Source organism: Leptolyngbya iicbica LK, assembly GCF_004212215.1.
GTDB lineage: Bacteria > Cyanobacteriota > Cyanobacteriia > Phormidesmidales > Phormidesmidaceae > Halomicronema > Halomicronema iicbica.
In genome coordinates this window covers 162,994-181,025 of sequence record NZ_QVFV01000007.1, presented here as the reverse complement: position 1 = coordinate 181,025, position 18,032 = coordinate 162,994, and the positions used below count along the sequence as shown (strand labels likewise).

The following is an 18,032-nucleotide window of genomic DNA, read 5'->3' as shown; positions in this document are numbered from 1 at the left end:
TATGAAAATTGCGATCGCTCAACTCAACCCCACCATTGGCGACCTAACCCACAATGCCGAGCAGATTGTCGCGGCGGTAAAACATGCGGCGGCGGGCGGGGCTCGCCTGGTGCTGACGCCAGAACTGTCGCTATGTGGCTATCCGCCCCGTGACTTGTTGTTACGTCCCGGTTTTATTGCGGCGATGCGGCAGCAGTTGGAAGGTTTGGCCGCTGCCCTACCGCCCGAAGTGGCGGTGCTGGTGGGCTTTGCCGAGCCCAATGCCGGGGCCAGCGATCGCGGCGAAAAACCCCTTTACAACAGCATCGCTTATTTAGAGCAGGGGCAAGTCCAGCAGGTGTTTCACAAACAACTGCTGCCCACCTACGACGTGTTTGACGAAGACCGCTATTTTGAACCGGGACAAGTGGCCAACCACTTTTACCTGGCCCTCGCGGATAGCCAAAGCCTTCACATCGGCGTCACGATTTGCGAAGACCTGTGGAACGACGAACAGTTTTGGGGACAGCGCAAGTATCCCCATAACCCCATCGCGCAGCTCAAAGATGTCGGTGTGGATCTGGTGGTCAACCTGTCGGCCTCACCCTTCACGGCGCAAAAGCAGCAGACGCGGGAAGCGATGCTGGCCCACAGTGCCCGGCGCTTTGATGTGCCGATTGTGTATGCCAACCAGATTGGCGCGAACGACGACCTGATTTTTGACGGCAATAGTGTCGCGGTCAATCGTCAGGGCGAGTTAGTCACCCGCGCCCGCGCCTTCCAGCCAGATTTGCAATGGCTGACCTACGATCCCCCCAGTGCCGACTTGCAGGCAGGTGCGATCGCCCCCGCTACGACCGACATCAACGCCGAAATTTGGTCGGCCCTCGTGCTGGGTGTGGGAGACTATGCCCGCAAATGTGGTTTTCGCAAGGCAGTGATTGGCCTCAGCGGCGGCATCGACTCGGCCCTGGTGGCGGCGATCGCGGCAGCCGCCCTCGGCCCGGAAAATGTGCTCGGCGTGCTCATGCCCTCGCCCTATAGTTCTGATCACTCCCTCAGCGATGCCGAGCAACTGGTGCAAAATCTCGGCATCCAGAGCGAAACGCTAGCGATTGGCACGCTGATGGCGGGCTACGACGAGACGTTGAGCAATCTGTTTGCTGACACCGAGTTCGGCGTTGCGGAAGAAAATATTCAGTCCCGCATTCGGGGCAATTTGCTGATGGCGATCGCCAACAAATTTGGGCATTTGCTGCTATCCACCGGCAACAAGTCAGAAATGGCCGTGGGTTACTGCACCCTCTATGGCGATATGAACGGGGGCCTGGCGGTGATTGCCGACGTGCCCAAAACTCGCGTCTACCGTATTTGCGACTGGCTAAACCAACACCCGGAAATCTTCCCCGACCTCGCCCACTCCGGCCAAACGGATCCCATCATTCCCGCCAATATTTTGACCAAAGCCCCCAGCGCCGAACTCAAACCCGGCCAAGTCGATCAAGATTCCCTGCCGAGTTATGAAGTGTTGGACGACATTTTGGAGCGCCTCGTGCAGCGTCACGAAGCGATCGGCGACATTGTGGCCGCTGGTCATGATGTCGAGATTGTGAACAAAGTTGTCCGCCTCATGAGTCGCGCCGAATTCAAGCGTCGTCAGGCTCCCCCCGTGCTTAAAGTAACCGATCGCGCCTTTGGCTCCGAGTGGCGCATGCCGATCGCCAGCCGCTGGACGGGCAATCTCGCCCCCCAACCAGCGATCGCGCTGGCCTCCACCGCGGTGTCGTGATCGGCCAGGGGCAACGAGTCTAGTGCCTGGTGTACGAGTCGGTGTCCAAGGAGATCGGTGGGGGCCAGCGATCGCGCATCCACCTTCATGACCGCCTCTCGCCACCCCCTGTTTGACAACCAATCTCAAGAGGAAGACCCACAAATCCAACTTTTCCTCGCAACCATCCTCACCCATCAGCTGTGAAGCATCTATCCAATGGCGATTCCAGCGCTCAGGCAATCTGTAGACTCGTCAGAGCAACCGCCAGCTCAAAATAATCAAACATAATTTATTGACATTCAGTTTCAATAAGCTAGAATAAGGTTAACTTGGAGGCTTAACCGTTAAGCGTTCCTGTTCTCCTCTCAACAACGCTCTAGGTGCTTCAACTGAGGCACCTATTTTTATAGTTACTGACTCTCCCTGGGAATACGGACTTTCTCTTAAAAAAGCGATCGCTGCTGAGCTTTTTTGCCAAAATCCGGGAATAGTGAACGTGTAGATTTGGTGAAGATTATCTAGAAACTAGCTGCAACGCTCTGGCGAGTCAGCCCTGATCCGTACTTTTGCTGAGGCTGCTTCTGACCCTGATTGCCACTGATTGAGTCCTCGCTATTGAGCCGCTTGCCGCTTCCCCTTAGAAGCGTGACAGCCTGATCGCCAGTCTCGGAAATCTCAATACGCTGATGCAGTTGCCGCTGAGGTTGCCCGCTCCATGCTCACCACTGCCGCCACCGATCTCGATGCCCGGCGAGTTTCTCCTCAGCTGCTTGTTGTCTCAGTTTCCTGTTGGCTATGACTCAAGAGTTATTTACCCCTAAACCCGTATCACCCCGTCGAAAAGTGACCGATACACTTCCTGCAATTCCGGCCATCTTAGACACCGTTGCTGACCCCGTCTTTTTGACAGATGCGGCCGGCCAGTGGCTGTACGTAAACCACGCTTGTTGCGAGTTGTTTGGGCTGCCGCAATCAACTTTGCTCGGGTCACCTGATCCGGTTTGGCTCACCCAAGTGGGGCTCGATATTTTGCAGGGCTCGCAGGGTAAGGCCGTCGCGACCCGCGCCATGCAAGAGCGAGAAATTGCCCTGCGGGATAGTGAGGGCGAAATTCGCATTCTGGCGGTCAAAATCAGTGTGATGTCAGCCGACGCGGCCCTATTTCTCGTCCATACGCTGCGAGACATTACCTATCGGGTTGAGGCAGAGCAACGACTCCAGCGAGAATCGCGGCGTGAACGATTGCTGGGGGCGATCGCGAAACATCTGCTGCAATCCATGCGGCCGACAAGCTTACTCGAACGCAGTATGGAAGAGGTGCGGCGCTTTTTAGAAGCGGATCGCGTCCTGTTCTACAGTTTGCGGCCCGAAAATCCCGGTGTCATTGCCGAAGCGGTGGTGCCCGATCAATGCTCACTGAAAGAAATTTTGCTCGAGTTCACCTGCTTTGATCCGGATGAGTTGGAGCAATACCGACAGGGCGAAGTGCATGTGGTGGAGGATGTAGAAGCGGCCTTGCTGCCTGCCGAGTTAAAGAAACATCTACAGGCCTTTGATGTGCAGTCCTATGTGGCGCTGCCGGTCATTCAAGCCGATGGGCTGCTGGGCCTGATTTGTGTCCATGATTGCAGTCATCCCCGCCCCTGGCTAACGTGGGAAATTGATTCGCTGAAAGATGTGGCCATTCAAGTTGGGCGGGCGATCGCCCAAGCCGATCTGTACAACGAGGTGCGCAAACTCAACACCGAGTTAGAAACCCAGGTCGAACAGCGCACTCGCCAACTGCAACAGGCATTAGAGTTTGAAGCCACCCTCAAGCGGATTGCCGATCGCGTCCGCGATAGTTTGGACGAATCGCAAATTTTGCAAACAGCGGTCGAAGAGCTGACGGGCGTCTTGGGTGCCAAGGGATCGAACACCGCGCTGTACGACCTCGAACAGGGCACTTCCACGATTTACTACGAGTACAACGAGTCGCTGCCCCCTTATCAGGGCCGGGTCGCCCAGATGGAAGCCTTCCCCGAGGTCTATCATCAACTGCTCGACGGCCAATATTTCCAGTTTTGCTCAAAAGAGCCGAATCCGGTGCGGGGGCATGTCGCCATGTTTGCCTGCCCGATTCGCGACGATCGCGGCGTGCTTGGCGACCTCTGGCTGATCAATGAAAAAGACTACGGGTTTGAGGACCAAGAGATTCGCCTCGTGCAGCAGGTCGCCAACCAGTGCGCGATCGCCATTCGACAGGCGCGCCTCTATCAGGCCTCACAAGCCCAAGTCAAAGAGTTAGAGCGGCTGAACCAACTGAAGGATGACTTTCTCAGCACGGTTTCCCATGAGTTGCGCACTCCCGTCACCAGTATGCGCGTGGCTCTGCAACTGTTAGGCGCCACCCTCAACCAAGAGCTCAACCTGAATCAAGAGCTGCAAAAACCCAAGGACAGCCAGCATCGCGTCGCGCGTTACTACACCGTGCTGAAAGAAGAGTGCGAACGCGAAATTAGCCTGATTAACGATTTGCTCGATCTGCAGCGGCTCGACGGGGGCAATCATCCCATCACGCCACAGCAGATTAATTTAGCCAGTTGGCTCTCGGGGATTACCAATAGCTTTTATGAACGGGCTCAAAGCCGCCAGCAAGCGATCGAAATTGATTTGCCCGAGACGTTGCCAGCGGTGGTGAGTGATCAGGCGAGCCTCGAACGGGTCTTTGCCGAATTGCTGAACAATGCCTGCAAATATACGCCACCGGGGGAGACGATTTCCGTCGCGGCGATCGCCGATCCCGCAGATCAGATCCGGGTGACGGTAGCCAATAGCGGGGCCGAGATTCCGTCAGGAGAGCTGCCGCGCATTTTTGACAAGTTTTATCGCGTGCCCAGTTCTGACCCCTGGAAGCAGGGCGGCACGGGACTCGGCCTCGCCCTGGTGCAAAAACTCTTGATTCATATCGGCGGCGATATTCAGGTGACGAGCGATCGCTCCGGCACCGCCTTTCAAATCATCCTGCCGCTCGATATGACCCTGGCCGTTTAAAGCGCTAGGTCGATTCCTAGCCTGTTTCCGTCCCCACCAAGCTGGACTATAAGCGATCGCCAGGCCGCAACTGTTTGAGCACCTCCACGGGCAGCTGTTCACTGCGGATGTGCAAGTCGCGCTGAGGAAAGGGAATTTCGATATTGTGTTGACGTAGGGCCGCCTCGATCGAGAAATATAGATCGCTCTTAATCACTAACTGCTTCGGTGGGTCAGCAATCCAAACCAACAGTTCAAAATCGAGGGAACTATCGCCAAATCCTTTAAAGAAGACCAACGGCGGCGGTTTGGATAGCACCTGGGGATGCTGATAACTGGCTTCGATCAGGACTTGTTTGACGTCTTTGGGGTCAGAACTGTAGGCCACACCCACTGGCAACCGAATGCGCGAAACCGGGTTGCGGTGACTCCAGTTAATGACTTCCTGCTCTAAAAAGCGAGAATTGGGCACGATAATCGACACCTGATCCAGCGTTTTGATCTCGGTACTGCGAGCGCCGATATGTTCTACCGTGCCTTGAAACTCGCCAAAGGCCACAAAATCGCCCACCTGAATCGGGCGTTCAAACACCAAAATAAAACCGCTGCCAAAGTCTTTGACGATATTTTGCAGGCCAATACCAATACCGACCCCCAGGGCACTGGCAATCAACGCGAGAGAGCTGAGGTCAACTCCCCAAATTTGCAGCAGCAAGACGGTGCCGACAAAAATCATGCTGTATTTGGCGATGACCGCGATCGCCGCCTGTAAGCCGCGATCGATGCCCGTCAGCCGTAATACCCGAGAGCGCAAAAAATTGGCAAAGATGCCCGATACCACCACAATGCCGAGCAAAATGCCAATCAGCACAAACAGGCTAAAGATGGAAATCTCAGTCTGTCCCAACTGAAAATTGGGAGCCAGCAGGCCCTCAAGGACTTGCCGCTGAAAAAAATAGCTCCAGCGGCGGGTCAGCGGAAACAGCAGCGTGATGTAATTAATCACGCCCAGCCAGAGGCCAAAGCGAATCAGGCTGAGCAAGAGTGACATGAGTAAGTTAAACCCAGCCGGGGGCGCTTGCCCGTCATCTCGAGAGGTGGCCAGGTTTTCTAACAGGGGGCGCAGCGATCGCCGCCACAGATAACCAATCAGGCGATGGGCCAGCAACGTCAGGGCAATTAACCCCAAAGAATACACCAGGCGGCGCTGTAAGACCGCGTTACTCCGCTCGGTTTGGGCGATTTCGAGCTCTTGATCAAGTTGTTCCGCCCAGACCGGAGCCAGCTCCTCGGGAGAGTCCGCATCATTCAAGTCCGCATCATTTTGGGTCACCGTCATGAGGTAAGACCCATCGATCAAAATGACAGGCGCTTTATTGCGGACTTCAGTGCTCACGTTGAGCCCATCATCCTCCTCAAGCAAGTCTTCTAAATCACCGCTAATTTGTTCAGCCCGCTCATCAGCCGTCATCTGATTCGCAGGAGCAACCTCAAACAGTGGCCGCCCATCTAGCACGATGGGGGCACTATTTAGCACTAAGGGTTGGGCCATGACACTGCCGATGATGCTGATGCCTAATACCAGCGCCATCAGCCCTGCCCAGAGCAGTCGCCAACGGTTCAGCAGCCCTCGCCGCGGCTGTTGGCGTGACGGTCTTCGTTCCCCCATTGCGCTCTCGCAACCTCCTAGATTTCCAACCCCGAGTGGTGTCGGTTAATTCACACCGTCAACATCATGACAAGCCATCTGCATTTTTAAAAATGTTGACAAGTTGCTGGCCTAACCCTTGGCAGGGCAACAGCCATTACCACGATCACACCGTCCCCCGCTCTGCAAAGGGCGATCTGCAAAGGGCCAGGGGACGATGCCCTGTCGGCTCAGCCGATGCAGTCAGGAACGGATCAAGGGAACCGTCCCCTGACCGATTGATTCATAGCGCTGCCCCTAGCGGATGTCGCTTAGCCGGTGAGCGAGTCATCCCGGTCTCAGTCTGGCCTCACATCACCCGCATTTTTAGTCAGTGACGACAGTTGACCCTTGTCATCTGGCGAGCTCAGACCGGCGGTTTAGGGCAGCGACAGTATTAGAGCAGACCGTTGATTTTTTCCGCGATCGCCCCTTGCGCCATTACGCCTTCGGTGCGATCGATCAGATTGCCATCTTTGAAAAATAGGAGGGTGGGCACCCCCATGATGTGATACTGACTCGCGAGTTCTTCGTACTCGTCGATGTTGATCTTGGCGAGCTTCGCCTGACCGTCAAACTCTTCGGCCAAGCTGTCGATAATCGGGTTCATAAGCTTGCAAGGACCACACCACGCCGCCCAAAAATCGACCACAACAGGCACATTGCTTTGCAAGACTTCGGTCTCAAAATTGGCATCGGTCAAGGTGACATATTTGGTTGCTGCGGCCACGATGTTGAATCTCCTAACGAAGGCGGATGTCGGCTCAGCGTCACGACCAAATCATACGCTCAGTCCATGACGGGTTGTGTCCCTTCTTAAGATAGTCGATAGGCCCGACGATGCCCTAACGATGCATCGTGCGGTCTGGTGAATTGTCATCATGCCGGCCCGGTGGCTCAGCGATCGCCCCACGGTGCCTTAGCGCGATCGCCCCCCCCTGCATCGGGTTGCCGGGTGACGACTCAACCGTGCTGCCAGTCATGGGGTTGAAAGGTGCGCATAAAGTTCTCAGCCGCCGCACCATCCATCGGTGGACTGATCAAATACCCTTGGATGGCGCCGCACCCGAGTTGCTGTAGCCGCGATCGCTGCATTGCAGTTTCCACCCCTTCAGCCACGACTGTCATCGTCAAAGAGTTCGCGATTTGAATGATGGCTTCGACTAAACTGGCGTCACCATCTTCGGTCAGGCTATCGATGAAAGATTTGTCGATCTTGAGCGTATCAATAGGCAGTTGTTTGAGATAGCTGAGGGATGAGTAACCCGTGCCAAAATCATCCAGACTGATTTCGATTTGCCGTTGTTTGAGTTGGGCCAGTGTTTCTCGCACACTGTCAATATTTTCGAGCAGTACGCTTTCCGTCACCTCTAATTTGAGGCGACTGGGGGATAGCTGGGTTTGGGTCAAAGCCTGATCCAGCTCGTGAACAAAGCGCGGATTTTGAAATGAGGCCGCCGCAATATTGACGCTCATGGTGAAATCTGCTGGCAGCGTAGGATCACGGGACCAAAGGCTCATTTGTTCGCAGGCCGACCGCACAATCCACTCACTGAGCGGGATAATCAACCCCGTCTCTTCAGCCAGGGGAATGAACTGATCGGGCGACACTAAGCCCCGGTCGGGATGCTGCCAACGCACGAGCGACTCGAACCCGATGATCTTGCCCGACGCGAGATCAACAATGGGCTGATAGCGCAGACAAAAGGCCTGGTCGGCGATCGCCCGCCGCAAATCGGTTTCCAAATTCAACAGCTGCATGGCCCGAGCGTGCATTTCAGGATTAAAAATTTCGTAGCCCGATTCGCCTTTGGCCTTGGCCCGATACATCGCATTATCCGCGTCCCGCAAGATATCGTGCCCTCGTTGATAGGTGTTGTTGCTGAGGGCAATGCCAATACTCGCAGAGGTAAACATCGTGTAGCCTCGCAGCGTCATGGGCCGTTGCAGCTGCGTTTGAATGCGTTCGACCACGTGGATGACTTCTTGCACACTTTGCACTTGCTCTAGCAAAATCACGAATTCATCGCCGCCTAACCGCGCCACGGTGTCAACATTGCGCACTTGTGCCAACAAAATTTTGGCCACTTTGATCAACAGTTGGTCGCCGATCGCGTGGCCCAAGCTGTCGTTAATGACTTTAAAGCGGTTGAGGTCGATAAACAGCACAGCACACTGCTGGTCTGGCTGGCGACGGTTTTGCTGCAGGGCATGTTCGAGCCGTTCGACCAACAACGTGCGATTGGGGAGGTTGGTCAAAACATCATGCAGGGCGCGGTGGCGCAGCTTCTCTTCGTTGTGCTTGCGCTCGGTGATGTCACTAAACGTCACCACCACCTGCTGGAGGGTCAATTGGTCGTCCAGCACTGGAAACGCATTGACCAAGACCCAGACAGTTTGCACAGGGTCGCCTTGTTGAATGCCGACAACATAGTTGTGCAGCGGTTGTTGGGTGCTGATGACCTGATTAACCGGGTATTGATCAACGGTCAGGGGAGCTTCCAATTCGTCAATCAAAGGCCAAGCGAGGTGCGACGCCCCCCGACCGAGCAGCTGGTCGGCAGCAATGCCCAACAGTTGGGCGGCCATTTGGTTGCACAACACAATGTGGGTATCACGGTCATGCACCACCACGCCCGCTTGCAAATGTTCGAGGAGCGATCGGTAGTTATTTTCGCTATCTCGCAGTTGTTTGAGGGTTTGTTCTAAGGACTGAGTTTTTTCTTCGAGCGATTGATTCGAGGTCTCCAGGGCCACGGTTCTTTCCGCAATGCGGGTTTCAAGATCAACGAGGGTATGGCGGAGTTGCGCCACCATCTGGTTAAACGTCGCCGCGACGATCGCAAACTCATCTTGGCTAGCGAGCTGTAGCTGGGTATTTAAATCTCCAGCACTCACCCGTTCTGCCGCTGTTTTGAGCGCGGTGATGGGCCGCAAAATGCGACTACTCAACCACAGGCTGGCCCAGACGGTCAGTCCCAATGCCGTGAGCGCGGTGGCGAGGAGGGCGGCGTTGCTTTGACGGGCGGTTTTGGCCAGCTCTAGGCGGGCTTGTTGAGCGCGGGTCTGGGTGATGGCTTCAATTTCATGAATGATGCGATCGATATCGCGGTTGATGCTGTCGGCGACAATGGTGTTGACTTCAATTTGCTGTTCTAGCAGCAGTGCGGTGTTTAAGTCGGCCAGGTAGTCTTCGACTTCGCGGGAAAGATCAGGGGCGGCAGTGGGTGAGTAGGCGGTTGCCAGTTGCTCCAGTTCATTGCGTACATCGGTGAGATATTGAGCATCCCCCGAGTTGAAATAGGCTTGTTCTTTTGCGGCAATCATCCAGAGCGTCGTTTGCCAATCGCGATCGGCATTGTTGTTGGTGGCGGCGATCGTCGCAAATAGCTGCTGCAGGCGATCTTCCAAAGCGTAGTCTTGAGCGCTCGTTTGAATCTGGAGCGTGGTGGTTTTAAAGGCCGACTCGTAATTCAAAAACAGGGATTGCAGCAATGCCAGTTCAGGAGCCAGGTCAGAGTCTGGCCCCTCTAACTGGGTCAGTTCGGCCAGATTGGCGCGGGCCGCGCTCAAGGCTGCCTGGTTTTCTGATACGAGGGTTTGGGCGTCGGTGGGGGCGGTGCGGTCTTTCCAACTGTTGAGGTAGACCTCTTCGGTGTGCCGAGCGGTCAAAAAATTGCGCTGGAGTTCTAGACTCAGCTCACGCACTCGCGCTGACCGTTCGAGCAGGGTTTGGCTGGTGTTGCGCAGTTGGGCCAAGCTGCGATAGCCGATCGCCGAACTGGTGAAGCTGACCAGCAAAATCGCCCCAAAGCCAAACAGCAGTTGTGACCGAATTGTCTTTAACCACCGCAACGACACCAACATCAAGCCTCCTGAGCGATGAGTTGCTCTACCCGGGCTTGCAGTTGGGCGGCGGCGGCGGATCCGTCCGTACCTTGATAAATCGCTTGAATGGTGTCAGCGATCGCCAGGGCAATTTCGTTCCAGCGGGGATGTAAAACGGCGGTGGGGCGGGAGGTTTGCATTGCTTTTTGCACACATAGCGCGTATTCAATGTTCATCGCTGCCGTGTAAGGAGACGCATTAATCCAAGAAGAAAAGCGCGGGGCTCCGCCAGTGTTGACGGAGATGAGCGGTTCCATTTGGGGGCTGGTAGCCCATTGCACAAACAGCCAGGCAGCCTCTGGCTGGCTCGATTGCTGAGCGATGCCAAGCCCCCACAGCCAGTGCCCGGTCAGACTCGCCGACTGCACGCGGGGCAGTCGCGTATAGCCCACGTTGCCCGCGATCGCGGAATCCGGTTGCTCATACCCTGGCCCAAACAGACTGGCATCAATATAAAAGGCGGCCTGCCCGTTTTGAAACAACTGCGTCGCCTCCGGCCAGTCAATCGCCTGAATGTTGGGCGGCCCCGCCTGCATGAGCTGGGCGTAGGCCGTGAGTCCCGCCACAATTTTGGGGTCGGTAAAGCGGGGGCGTTGCCAGTCGCGATCGAACCACACGTTGTAGGGCAGCGGCGTGGCTGGACTGCCCCAGCTATTCAGCACTAGCCCCGTCACAGTGTCAATAATCGTGTCTGAGCGCACCCCCCGCATCACCGCCCCAAACACCTCGCCTTGGCCGCGTTGATTGATGGTTTGGGCCGCGCTAATCAGGTCTGGCATCGTTTGCGGCACCCTCCCATCTAGATACTGGTTCACCAGCTGTTGGTTATAAAACAGGATGTACGACTCAAAGGTGATGGGAATGCCAAACAGCTGCTGTGACTCCGCCTCTGGGGGATACATAGCCGCCAGCCGAAAGCCTTCGGGAAAGTCAAACAGGTTGTAGCTGGGCTCAGTGAGTCGCACATCGTTCAGCAAAGGCGTCAGCGGTTGCAGCAGCGACCCTTGCCACAGCCGATAAGCGGTGGAATCCATCGGTAAGAAAAAGACATCGATCGCAATCGTCTCATCTTGTAGTGCCGTTTCCATCACCTGAAAGTAGTCCGGCTCAGGCACGATAGTGAGGTTGGTTTGGATGCCGGTTTGGGCTTCAAAATTCGCTAAGTAAGGCTGTAATCCCGCCGTCCACGGATGCCTGTTTAATAACAGATGGAGCGTTTGTCCTTCACAGCAACGCCAGTCAAAGGCGTCGTTGGCTGGCGCGATCGCATCGTCAGGCTTGGGGGCACCGGACTGCTGACAGTTGGCGAGCAGTTGGGCCGCTCCCGCCGCCGCGAGGACAGTTTGTAAAAAGCGGCGGCGCGATCGCTCAAAACACCACGGTGAAGATCGACTCATAAACCTTCCCTAAGCATCATCCCGATCTAGAAGAATGCCTATTAGCATGCCCATTGACACCAGGGATCTTGGATTGTGCTTATCAAACTTATTGTTTTTCCCGGTGGGCGGCGCTTTGCAGCTCTGGGATGGAACTGCCCAGCCCCAATTTAGCAACCACTTACCAGATTTGTTGGCCATCTTTGGCTTACAGCAAGCTGTCTGGATGCCTCAAACAGTCCACTTTGACGTGTAAAAACTCGTCGCCTTGGCAAAAACCCTCAGCCAGGGCCACCGATATGCCTTTGACACGAAAGGAGCCGTTGAGGTTACGTCGCCGCGTATCCAGTTCAGCAATTTGATAGTCGTCTTGATAAATCACGCCATTGAGGGCGTCTAACACGGGTTTAATGGTGCGCTCGCTGTCGAGATCGGGGTCGGGTTGTCCCACGGGCTGATCGTAAAAATGAGTGATCTGGAGAAATAATTTTGTCGTTAAGGGGGGGCGATCGCCCCAACGAGCCCGCGCCGTCGCGGCCACATGACCGCGCCAGAGTTTCAGCGCTTTTTTGTCCTTCGCGCGGTGGGGCACCGGTCGACCAATAATGACGAAATCAAAAGGCAGCACAACCCCAATCCCGGGTGATCATCCCCGCCGCTCTCAGCGCCGTCGTTCCTTGAACCGCAATCGCTCAGGGGGACGATGCCCTTAAACAGGATGCGACAGGATCGGTGGATCCGTCAGGGGCACCGTCCCCTCTATGCGCCAACGTGGTTTGTGATGCAGGAGTCGCGATCGTAGCTAGCCCTCATTCACCATGGCCGATAAAGTAGGCAACCGACTCTGAACAGACTGTTGCGAGGCGTTTATGCCGGTACTTTGCTTTCAGCTTGGGTCAAAACCTCGACGCCAGTTTCGGTAACGGCGACGGTGTGCTCAAACTGGGCAGAAAGTTTGCGATCGGCAGTCACGGCAGTCCAGCCATCGGCCAATACCTCGACTTCGTAGGTGCCCACGTTAATCATCGGCTCAATGGTGAACACCATGCCTTTACGCAGTTTCTTGCCTTTCCCTGCTGTGCCATAGTGGGGAATTTGAGGCGCAGTGTGGAAGATGCGATGGACGCCGTGACCCACAAAATCGCGAACGACCGAAAAGCCTTCCGCTTCCGCATATTCTTGAATGGCCGCGCCGATATCGCCGATGCGTGCCCCCGGCTTTACCGCCCGAATGCCGCGCCACATCGACTCCTCTGTCACCTCCACCAGCTTTTTGGCCAGGGGGGAAGGGGTGCCGACAAAAAAGGTGCGAGAGGTGTCGCCATGGTAGCCATCCACAATCGGCGTGACATCGATATTCATAATGTCGCCATCGCGCAACACCTGATCCGCACTGGGGATGCCGTGACACACCACTTCGTTGATGCTGGTGCAGATGGAGCGGGGAAACGGGTCAACCGCGCCAGGATAACCAAGGGGCGCGCTCTTGGCGCCGTGCTCTTGGGTCCAGGCTTCAGCCGCATCATTCAATTCTTGGGTGCTTACCCCTGGTTTCACCATGGGTTCTAGGTAGTCCAGCAGTTGTGCGGCGAGGCGGCCAGCCTGACGCATTTTTTCAATTTCCCGACGCGATAGCAGCGTAATGACCTCTTGCTGTTCCACAGTGATTCTTTGGGTGTTTGGACAACGACATTCGTTTTCTACTGTAACGTTGCCCGGTCAAATTGGGCAGGGTGGCGGCTCTTGACAACCGGGCGGAATTCGCTACCCTTCTGTTGTCAGAGTGGGTTTGAGTAGCGATCGCGTTTATGGCTCTTTGGTTGCTGTGCTGCATTTTGCTCTTCATCACGTCACGGGGCTATGACTGGCTGAGTCAGCAAAGCTGGTTTGGGACGCCCGAGCTTTCGTTGCCGTGGCTGGTTTTGGGCGGCTTGGGATTGGCGATCGCCTCTAACTACAAAGCTTGGCAATCCCTGACCACCCCCAAGACGGCGGCTACCGTCCCTGGCGATCCTCTTGTCCCACCAACCCGCCCAACGCCTCCCACCCCGACCGATGCGCCACTGTCGGCTCCGCCGCGGTTAGCTCCGCCACTGTCATCGAGTCCAGCCAAGCGCTCCGCTTCAATTTCCTTTGAGGTAACCACAACCAAAGCGGGCCCGTCAAAAACATAGTTGTCAGCCCGCTGGGTTTGAATCTTGAGGCGCTTTAAAGCGTTCTCTAGAAATCAATTTCCCATCGTCGGTGAGTATCGAGGAACGAGACCAACCGGCTGGAATCCTTGATGCTGTTGGGTTCCCTGACGTCAACGCAACCGACGCTGCACCTTCTTGCAGGTAATTGCTTTTTCAGAGATCTCCTAATCGCGATGGGTCGCCGTCGCCGGATCGGTGTCTAACCACGCGGGGATCTGATCGGCCGGGAGCGGTGGCGCAAACAAATAACCTTGGCCCTGTTGGCAACCCAGATCCATGAGCAAGCGGCGTTGGGCATGGTTTTCGATGCCCTCGGCAATAACGGCTTTGTTGAGCGTGTGGCACAGCCCCACGATCGCCCGCACGATTGCCAGTTTGTTGGGGTCGCTATCCATGCCAGCGACAAAAGACCGATCAATTTTCACCCCATCAATGGGCAAACGATGCAAATAGCTGAGGGATGAATACCCCGTGCCAAAGTCATCCAGACAAATTTGCATCCCCCAGGCTTGAAAGCGCTGAAAGAGTTCGGTAGCGCGATCGATATTTTTAATGAACACGCTTTCTGTGACTTCAAGCCGGAGATGCTGGCGAACGCTGCCGAGCGTCTGCAACACAGTCTCTAACTCATTCAGAGAGGCATTTTGGTTGATTTGCTGGCTCGACAGATTGATGCTGATTTTGAGCGGCGGCGCATTTTCAGGTTGTAACTGTTGCCAGGCTTGCAGTTGGCGACTGGCGGTTTGCAACACCCACTGATCAATCGGCGCAATGAGTCCCAATTCTTCAGCGAGGGGAATGAACTCATCCGGGGGCACCAGGCCACTGCCTGGTTTTTGCCAGCGAATCAGGGCCTCAGCGGACACAAGTTGGCGCGTCGCTAAGTCCACAATGGGCTGATAGTAAACCTGAAAATCGGCCTGGGCGATCGCCCGTCTCAGTTCTTGCTCCTGCTGGATACGGTCTTTGGCCTGGTGATGAATGCTGCTGTCAAACAACTCGCAACCGTTACCGCCGCTCGCTTTAGCCTGGTACATCGCGATATCGGCATCGCGCAACAAATCAGACGCATTCGTGTAAGTCGGCGTGCTTAACACAATGCCGAGACTGCTGGTAACTTGCAAGGTATGAGCGGTGAGCGGCAGCGGTTGACTAATCGTGTGAATAATGCGCTGAGCCGTTTTTAAGGCGACATTAGGGTCGGTCACATCTTCGAGCAAAATGGCAAACTCGTCGCCGCCCAGCCGGGCCACCGTATCGACCGATCGCAGTTGCTCTAGCAGGCGGGGCGCCACCGCCACCAAGACTTGATCGCCCACCGTATGGCCAAAGGTGTCGTTGATAAACTTAAAACGATCAATGTCTAACAGCATGACCGCAAAGCCGAAGGTCGGCGATCGCTGGGCCCGCTCAATGGCTAGTTGCAGGCGATCGAATAATAAGGCTCGATTGGGCAACTGGGTTAGCGAATCGTGCATGGCATTATGTTCTAACTGCGCCTGTAGCTGATGCTGTTCGCTCATATCGCGAAACACCACCACAGCGCCTTGAATCTGGCCTTGTGACGTCTGAATCGGTCCAGTACTGGGAATCACAGGGATCGTGTCGCCAGCGCGATTGGCGAGAAACATGCTGGTATCGGCGTTGACTATCGTGCCCCGTTTTAGCGCCTGCATCACCGGATTTTCCACTAATTCTTGGGAAAATTCATGCACCAGGCGTAAGACTTCTTCGGGGGACTTCCCGATTGCCTCAGCCTCTGACCAGCCCGTCAATGCTTCCGCCACGGGATTGAGAAACTTAATCAACCCCTCGGCATCGGTCGCTGCCACCCCTTCGCTGATACTGGTGAGAACCCCTAACAACCATTGCTGATTGTCTTTGAGCAGTTGATCAAACTGGTGTTTGTGGAAGGCGATTTCTAAATTAGCTTTGAGTTCCCTCGGCTCAAAGGGTTTGAGCACATAACCAAACGGCAGGGTGGTGCGGGCTCTCGTGAGGGTCGCTTCGTCGGCGTAGGCGGTGAGATACACGATGGGAATCTCTAACGTCTCGACAATCTGCTGGGCGGCATCAATACCGTCGAGCCCCTGACCCAGGTGAATATCCATCAAGACAATATCCGGCTGCAGGGCGATCGCTTGGTGAATGGCGTCTTCTCCTGAGGTGGCGATCGTTGGCACGTCATAACCCAGCTTGATTAAGGTCGCCTGCAAATCCATCGCAATGACGACTTCGTCTTCGACGACAAGAACAGTACAGCGTGGCATGGGTCACCCTTATGGTTGTGGAAAAGAGAGCTCAAATTCGGTGCCGAGAGAGGAGGGAACAATCTGAATTTCACCGCGCAGCTGCTTAGCTAAATTCCTGACCAGTTGGAGGCCCAAAGAAGATATCTGTTGTAGATCAAAGCCCGGGGATAAACCAATCCCGTTATCTCTAATCGTCAGGACAATGCGTCGGGCATCCGAACTCTTTGACTCAATGGACAAGATCCCGGGTTGGCCCTGGGGATACGCATATTTTAGTGAATTGGTAATGAGCTCGTTGAGGATTAAGCCGCAAGGAATTGCGGTCTCAATGTCTAGACAACAGTGAGCAATCTTAATGTCAAGAGAAACTTTACTGACTTCAAAGCGATAGGTTTCGAGCAGACTTTTGGCCAAACTGGTCACATAGTCAGAGAGCTCGATATGAGCTAAATCACTCGATTGATAGAGTTTTTCGTGAACCAGTGACATGGCAATAATGCGATTCTGACTCTCCCGCAGGGCCGCCTTGGCATGGGCATCGTCTAAATTATTGGCCTGTAAATTAAGTAGGCTAAAGATAACCTGTAGGTTGTTTTTGACACGATGGTAGATTTCCTTAAGTAGGAGTTCCTTTTCTTCTAAAGAGGCTTTGATTTGGGCTTGAGCTTCAGCGGTTTTACGATCGCTAATATCCTGTTGCACCGCCACCAGCACAGTGCCATAGTCCGGATGGTCAAACACGGCGGTGGTCGCTTCACACCACACCGGGGTGCCATCTTTTTTGATGTTGTAAACCTCATAGGTGGCTTCTTTTTTCGCCAACACCAGATCTCGAATTGAGCCCATGACGACCTCTGGAGACATCGCCGCATCGGGATGATTCACAACGGCGACGGGTTGCCCATTCAGCTCACCGGAATCGTAGCCAAACATCCGTTCAAATTTGGGGTTGGCGTAGACGATGATGCCGTTGTCGGCCCGCACTAAACAGATGCCTTCGGCCATGTTGCGAGTAATCACGGCTTGCAGTTGCAGGGCCTTTTCGGCTTGGATGCGATCGCTAATATCCCGCCCCTCAGGAATCAGCAACACGACTTGTCCCGCCTCATCCAACACGGGCCGCAGCGAAAAGTCGATCGTAATCACAGCGCCGTTAGCGCCTTGCACTTCCACTTCGTAGCGCACAAACTCGCCCTGGGCCGCTTGGGCGATCGCCTCCCGTAATCTTGCTTGAGTTTGAGGCGAGATTTGCCACCAGACAATCTCCCAAAACGGTTTACCCCGCACCGCCTCGATCTCGGTACCGCCAAATTCGAGGGCCGCACGATTCGCCTCTAGCAAGATGCCCTCGGGAGTCAGCAGCCCGATGAATTGATACATCTGGTCAAAAATGCCGCGAAACTTGAGTTCGCTCTTTTTTAGGGCAATTTCGATCTGCTTGCGATCGTCGATTTCTTGTCGCAGGTTTTCGTTGAGGTTACGCATTTCGGTCAGGCTAGGCAGGGCCAGCGCCTTACGCAGCGATGGTAGAAGCCAAATCGCGGTCGTGATGGAAATCCAAGCGGTAAATGCTTTGGCGGCACCCGACAGCCAATAGGTGGGGTGCCAGAGCGTCCAGATGGCAAACAGATGGGTAATGCCGCAGGACACAATAAAGCCGCTGAACAGCCAAAAAATTCCCGGAAAAGGTAGATCACGGCGCTGCCGGATAAAGTAAATCAGCAGAAGGGGAATGGAAAAGTAGGCGATCGCAATCAAGCTATCCGCAGCGACATGCAGCGTTACCAACGGTGTTTGCCACAGGTAACAATGCCCATGGGGGATATAGCTCGCAGTATTGGGCAAAAGGGCAAGCATCACGGCAGGACACTC

Annotated in this window: 12 protein-coding genes; 3 read left to right on the top strand and 9 right to left on the bottom strand. The window is 55.1% G+C overall.

Annotated features, from left to right (window positions below):
• The first annotated feature begins 1 nt into the window (after position 1).
• Entirely contained in the window at positions 2 to 1,768 is a 1,767-nt protein-coding gene (locus DYY88_RS20590; RefSeq protein WP_039727249.1) for an NAD+ synthase, read from the top strand.
• A gap of 777 nt (positions 1,769 to 2,545) precedes the next feature.
• A complete protein-coding gene (locus DYY88_RS20585) occupies positions 2,546 to 4,783 on the top strand; it encodes a sensor histidine kinase (protein WP_052288450.1) in 2,238 nt (745 codons plus the stop codon).
• A 46-nt stretch (positions 4,784 to 4,829) separates the two neighbouring features.
• Here the strand turns inward: DYY88_RS20585 and DYY88_RS20580 are convergent, their stop codons facing one another.
• The 7 genes from DYY88_RS20580 to map all read right to left on the bottom strand — a co-directional run bounded on the left by DYY88_RS20580 (position 4,830) and on the right by map (position 13,375).
• Positions 4,830 to 6,431, bottom strand: coding sequence for a mechanosensitive ion channel family protein (locus DYY88_RS20580; RefSeq protein WP_044151243.1), 1,602 nt, complete (start codon positions 6,429 to 6,431; stop codon positions 4,830 to 4,832).
• 415 nt (positions 6,432 to 6,846) lie between these two features.
• Positions 6,847 to 7,179 (bottom strand): thioredoxin, encoded by a 333-nt coding sequence (trxA, locus tag DYY88_RS20575; protein ID WP_039727247.1) that lies wholly within the window; start codon positions 7,177 to 7,179, stop codon positions 6,847 to 6,849.
• A gap of 115 nt (positions 7,180 to 7,294) precedes the next feature.
• The gene (locus tag DYY88_RS24330) at positions 7,295 to 7,432 is read right to left on the bottom strand and encodes a hypothetical protein (RefSeq protein ID WP_160299561.1); all 138 of its coding nucleotides are present in this window, start codon (positions 7,430 to 7,432) and stop codon (positions 7,295 to 7,297) included.
• The gene (locus DYY88_RS20570; protein ID WP_039727245.1) at positions 7,413 to 10,316 is read right to left on the bottom strand and encodes an EAL domain-containing protein; all 2,904 of its coding nucleotides are present in this window, start codon (positions 10,314 to 10,316) and stop codon (positions 7,413 to 7,415) included. Before DYY88_RS20570 ends, DYY88_RS24330 begins: the two co-directional genes overlap by 20 nt.
• On the bottom strand, positions 10,316 to 11,734 hold the full coding sequence (locus DYY88_RS20565) for an extracellular solute-binding protein (protein WP_052288449.1): 1,419 nt from the start codon (positions 11,732 to 11,734) through the stop codon (positions 10,316 to 10,318). Before DYY88_RS20565 ends, DYY88_RS20570 begins: the two co-directional genes overlap by 1 nt.
• Positions 11,735 to 11,921: 187 nt before the next feature.
• Complete coding sequence (locus tag DYY88_RS20560; RefSeq protein ID WP_039727240.1) at positions 11,922 to 12,341, bottom strand: RusA family crossover junction endodeoxyribonuclease; 420 nt, start codon at positions 12,339 to 12,341, stop codon at positions 11,922 to 11,924.
• A gap of 239 nt (positions 12,342 to 12,580) precedes the next feature.
• Positions 12,581 to 13,375: a type I methionyl aminopeptidase gene (gene map / locus DYY88_RS20555; protein ID WP_039727233.1), complete on the bottom strand. Its 795-nt coding sequence runs from the start codon at positions 13,373 to 13,375 to the stop codon at positions 12,581 to 12,583.
• A gap of 146 nt (positions 13,376 to 13,521) precedes the next feature.
• Between map and DYY88_RS20550 the strand changes: the two genes are divergently transcribed.
• The gene (locus DYY88_RS20550; protein WP_039727231.1) at positions 13,522 to 13,887 is read left to right on the top strand and encodes a hypothetical protein; all 366 of its coding nucleotides are present in this window, start codon (positions 13,522 to 13,524) and stop codon (positions 13,885 to 13,887) included.
• A gap of 185 nt (positions 13,888 to 14,072) precedes the next feature.
• Here the strand turns inward: DYY88_RS20550 and DYY88_RS20545 are convergent, their stop codons facing one another.
• Together DYY88_RS20545 and DYY88_RS20540 are read right to left on the bottom strand one after the other, a co-directional pair.
• Positions 14,073 to 16,178: an EAL domain-containing response regulator gene (locus DYY88_RS20545; protein ID WP_039727230.1), complete on the bottom strand. Its 2,106-nt coding sequence runs from the start codon at positions 16,176 to 16,178 to the stop codon at positions 14,073 to 14,075.
• Between the two features lie 9 nt (positions 16,179 to 16,187).
• The gene (locus DYY88_RS20540) at positions 16,188 to 18,017 is read right to left on the bottom strand and encodes a PAS domain S-box protein (RefSeq protein WP_052288448.1); all 1,830 of its coding nucleotides are present in this window, start codon (positions 18,015 to 18,017) and stop codon (positions 16,188 to 16,190) included.
• Positions 18,018 to 18,032 lie beyond the last annotated feature (15 nt).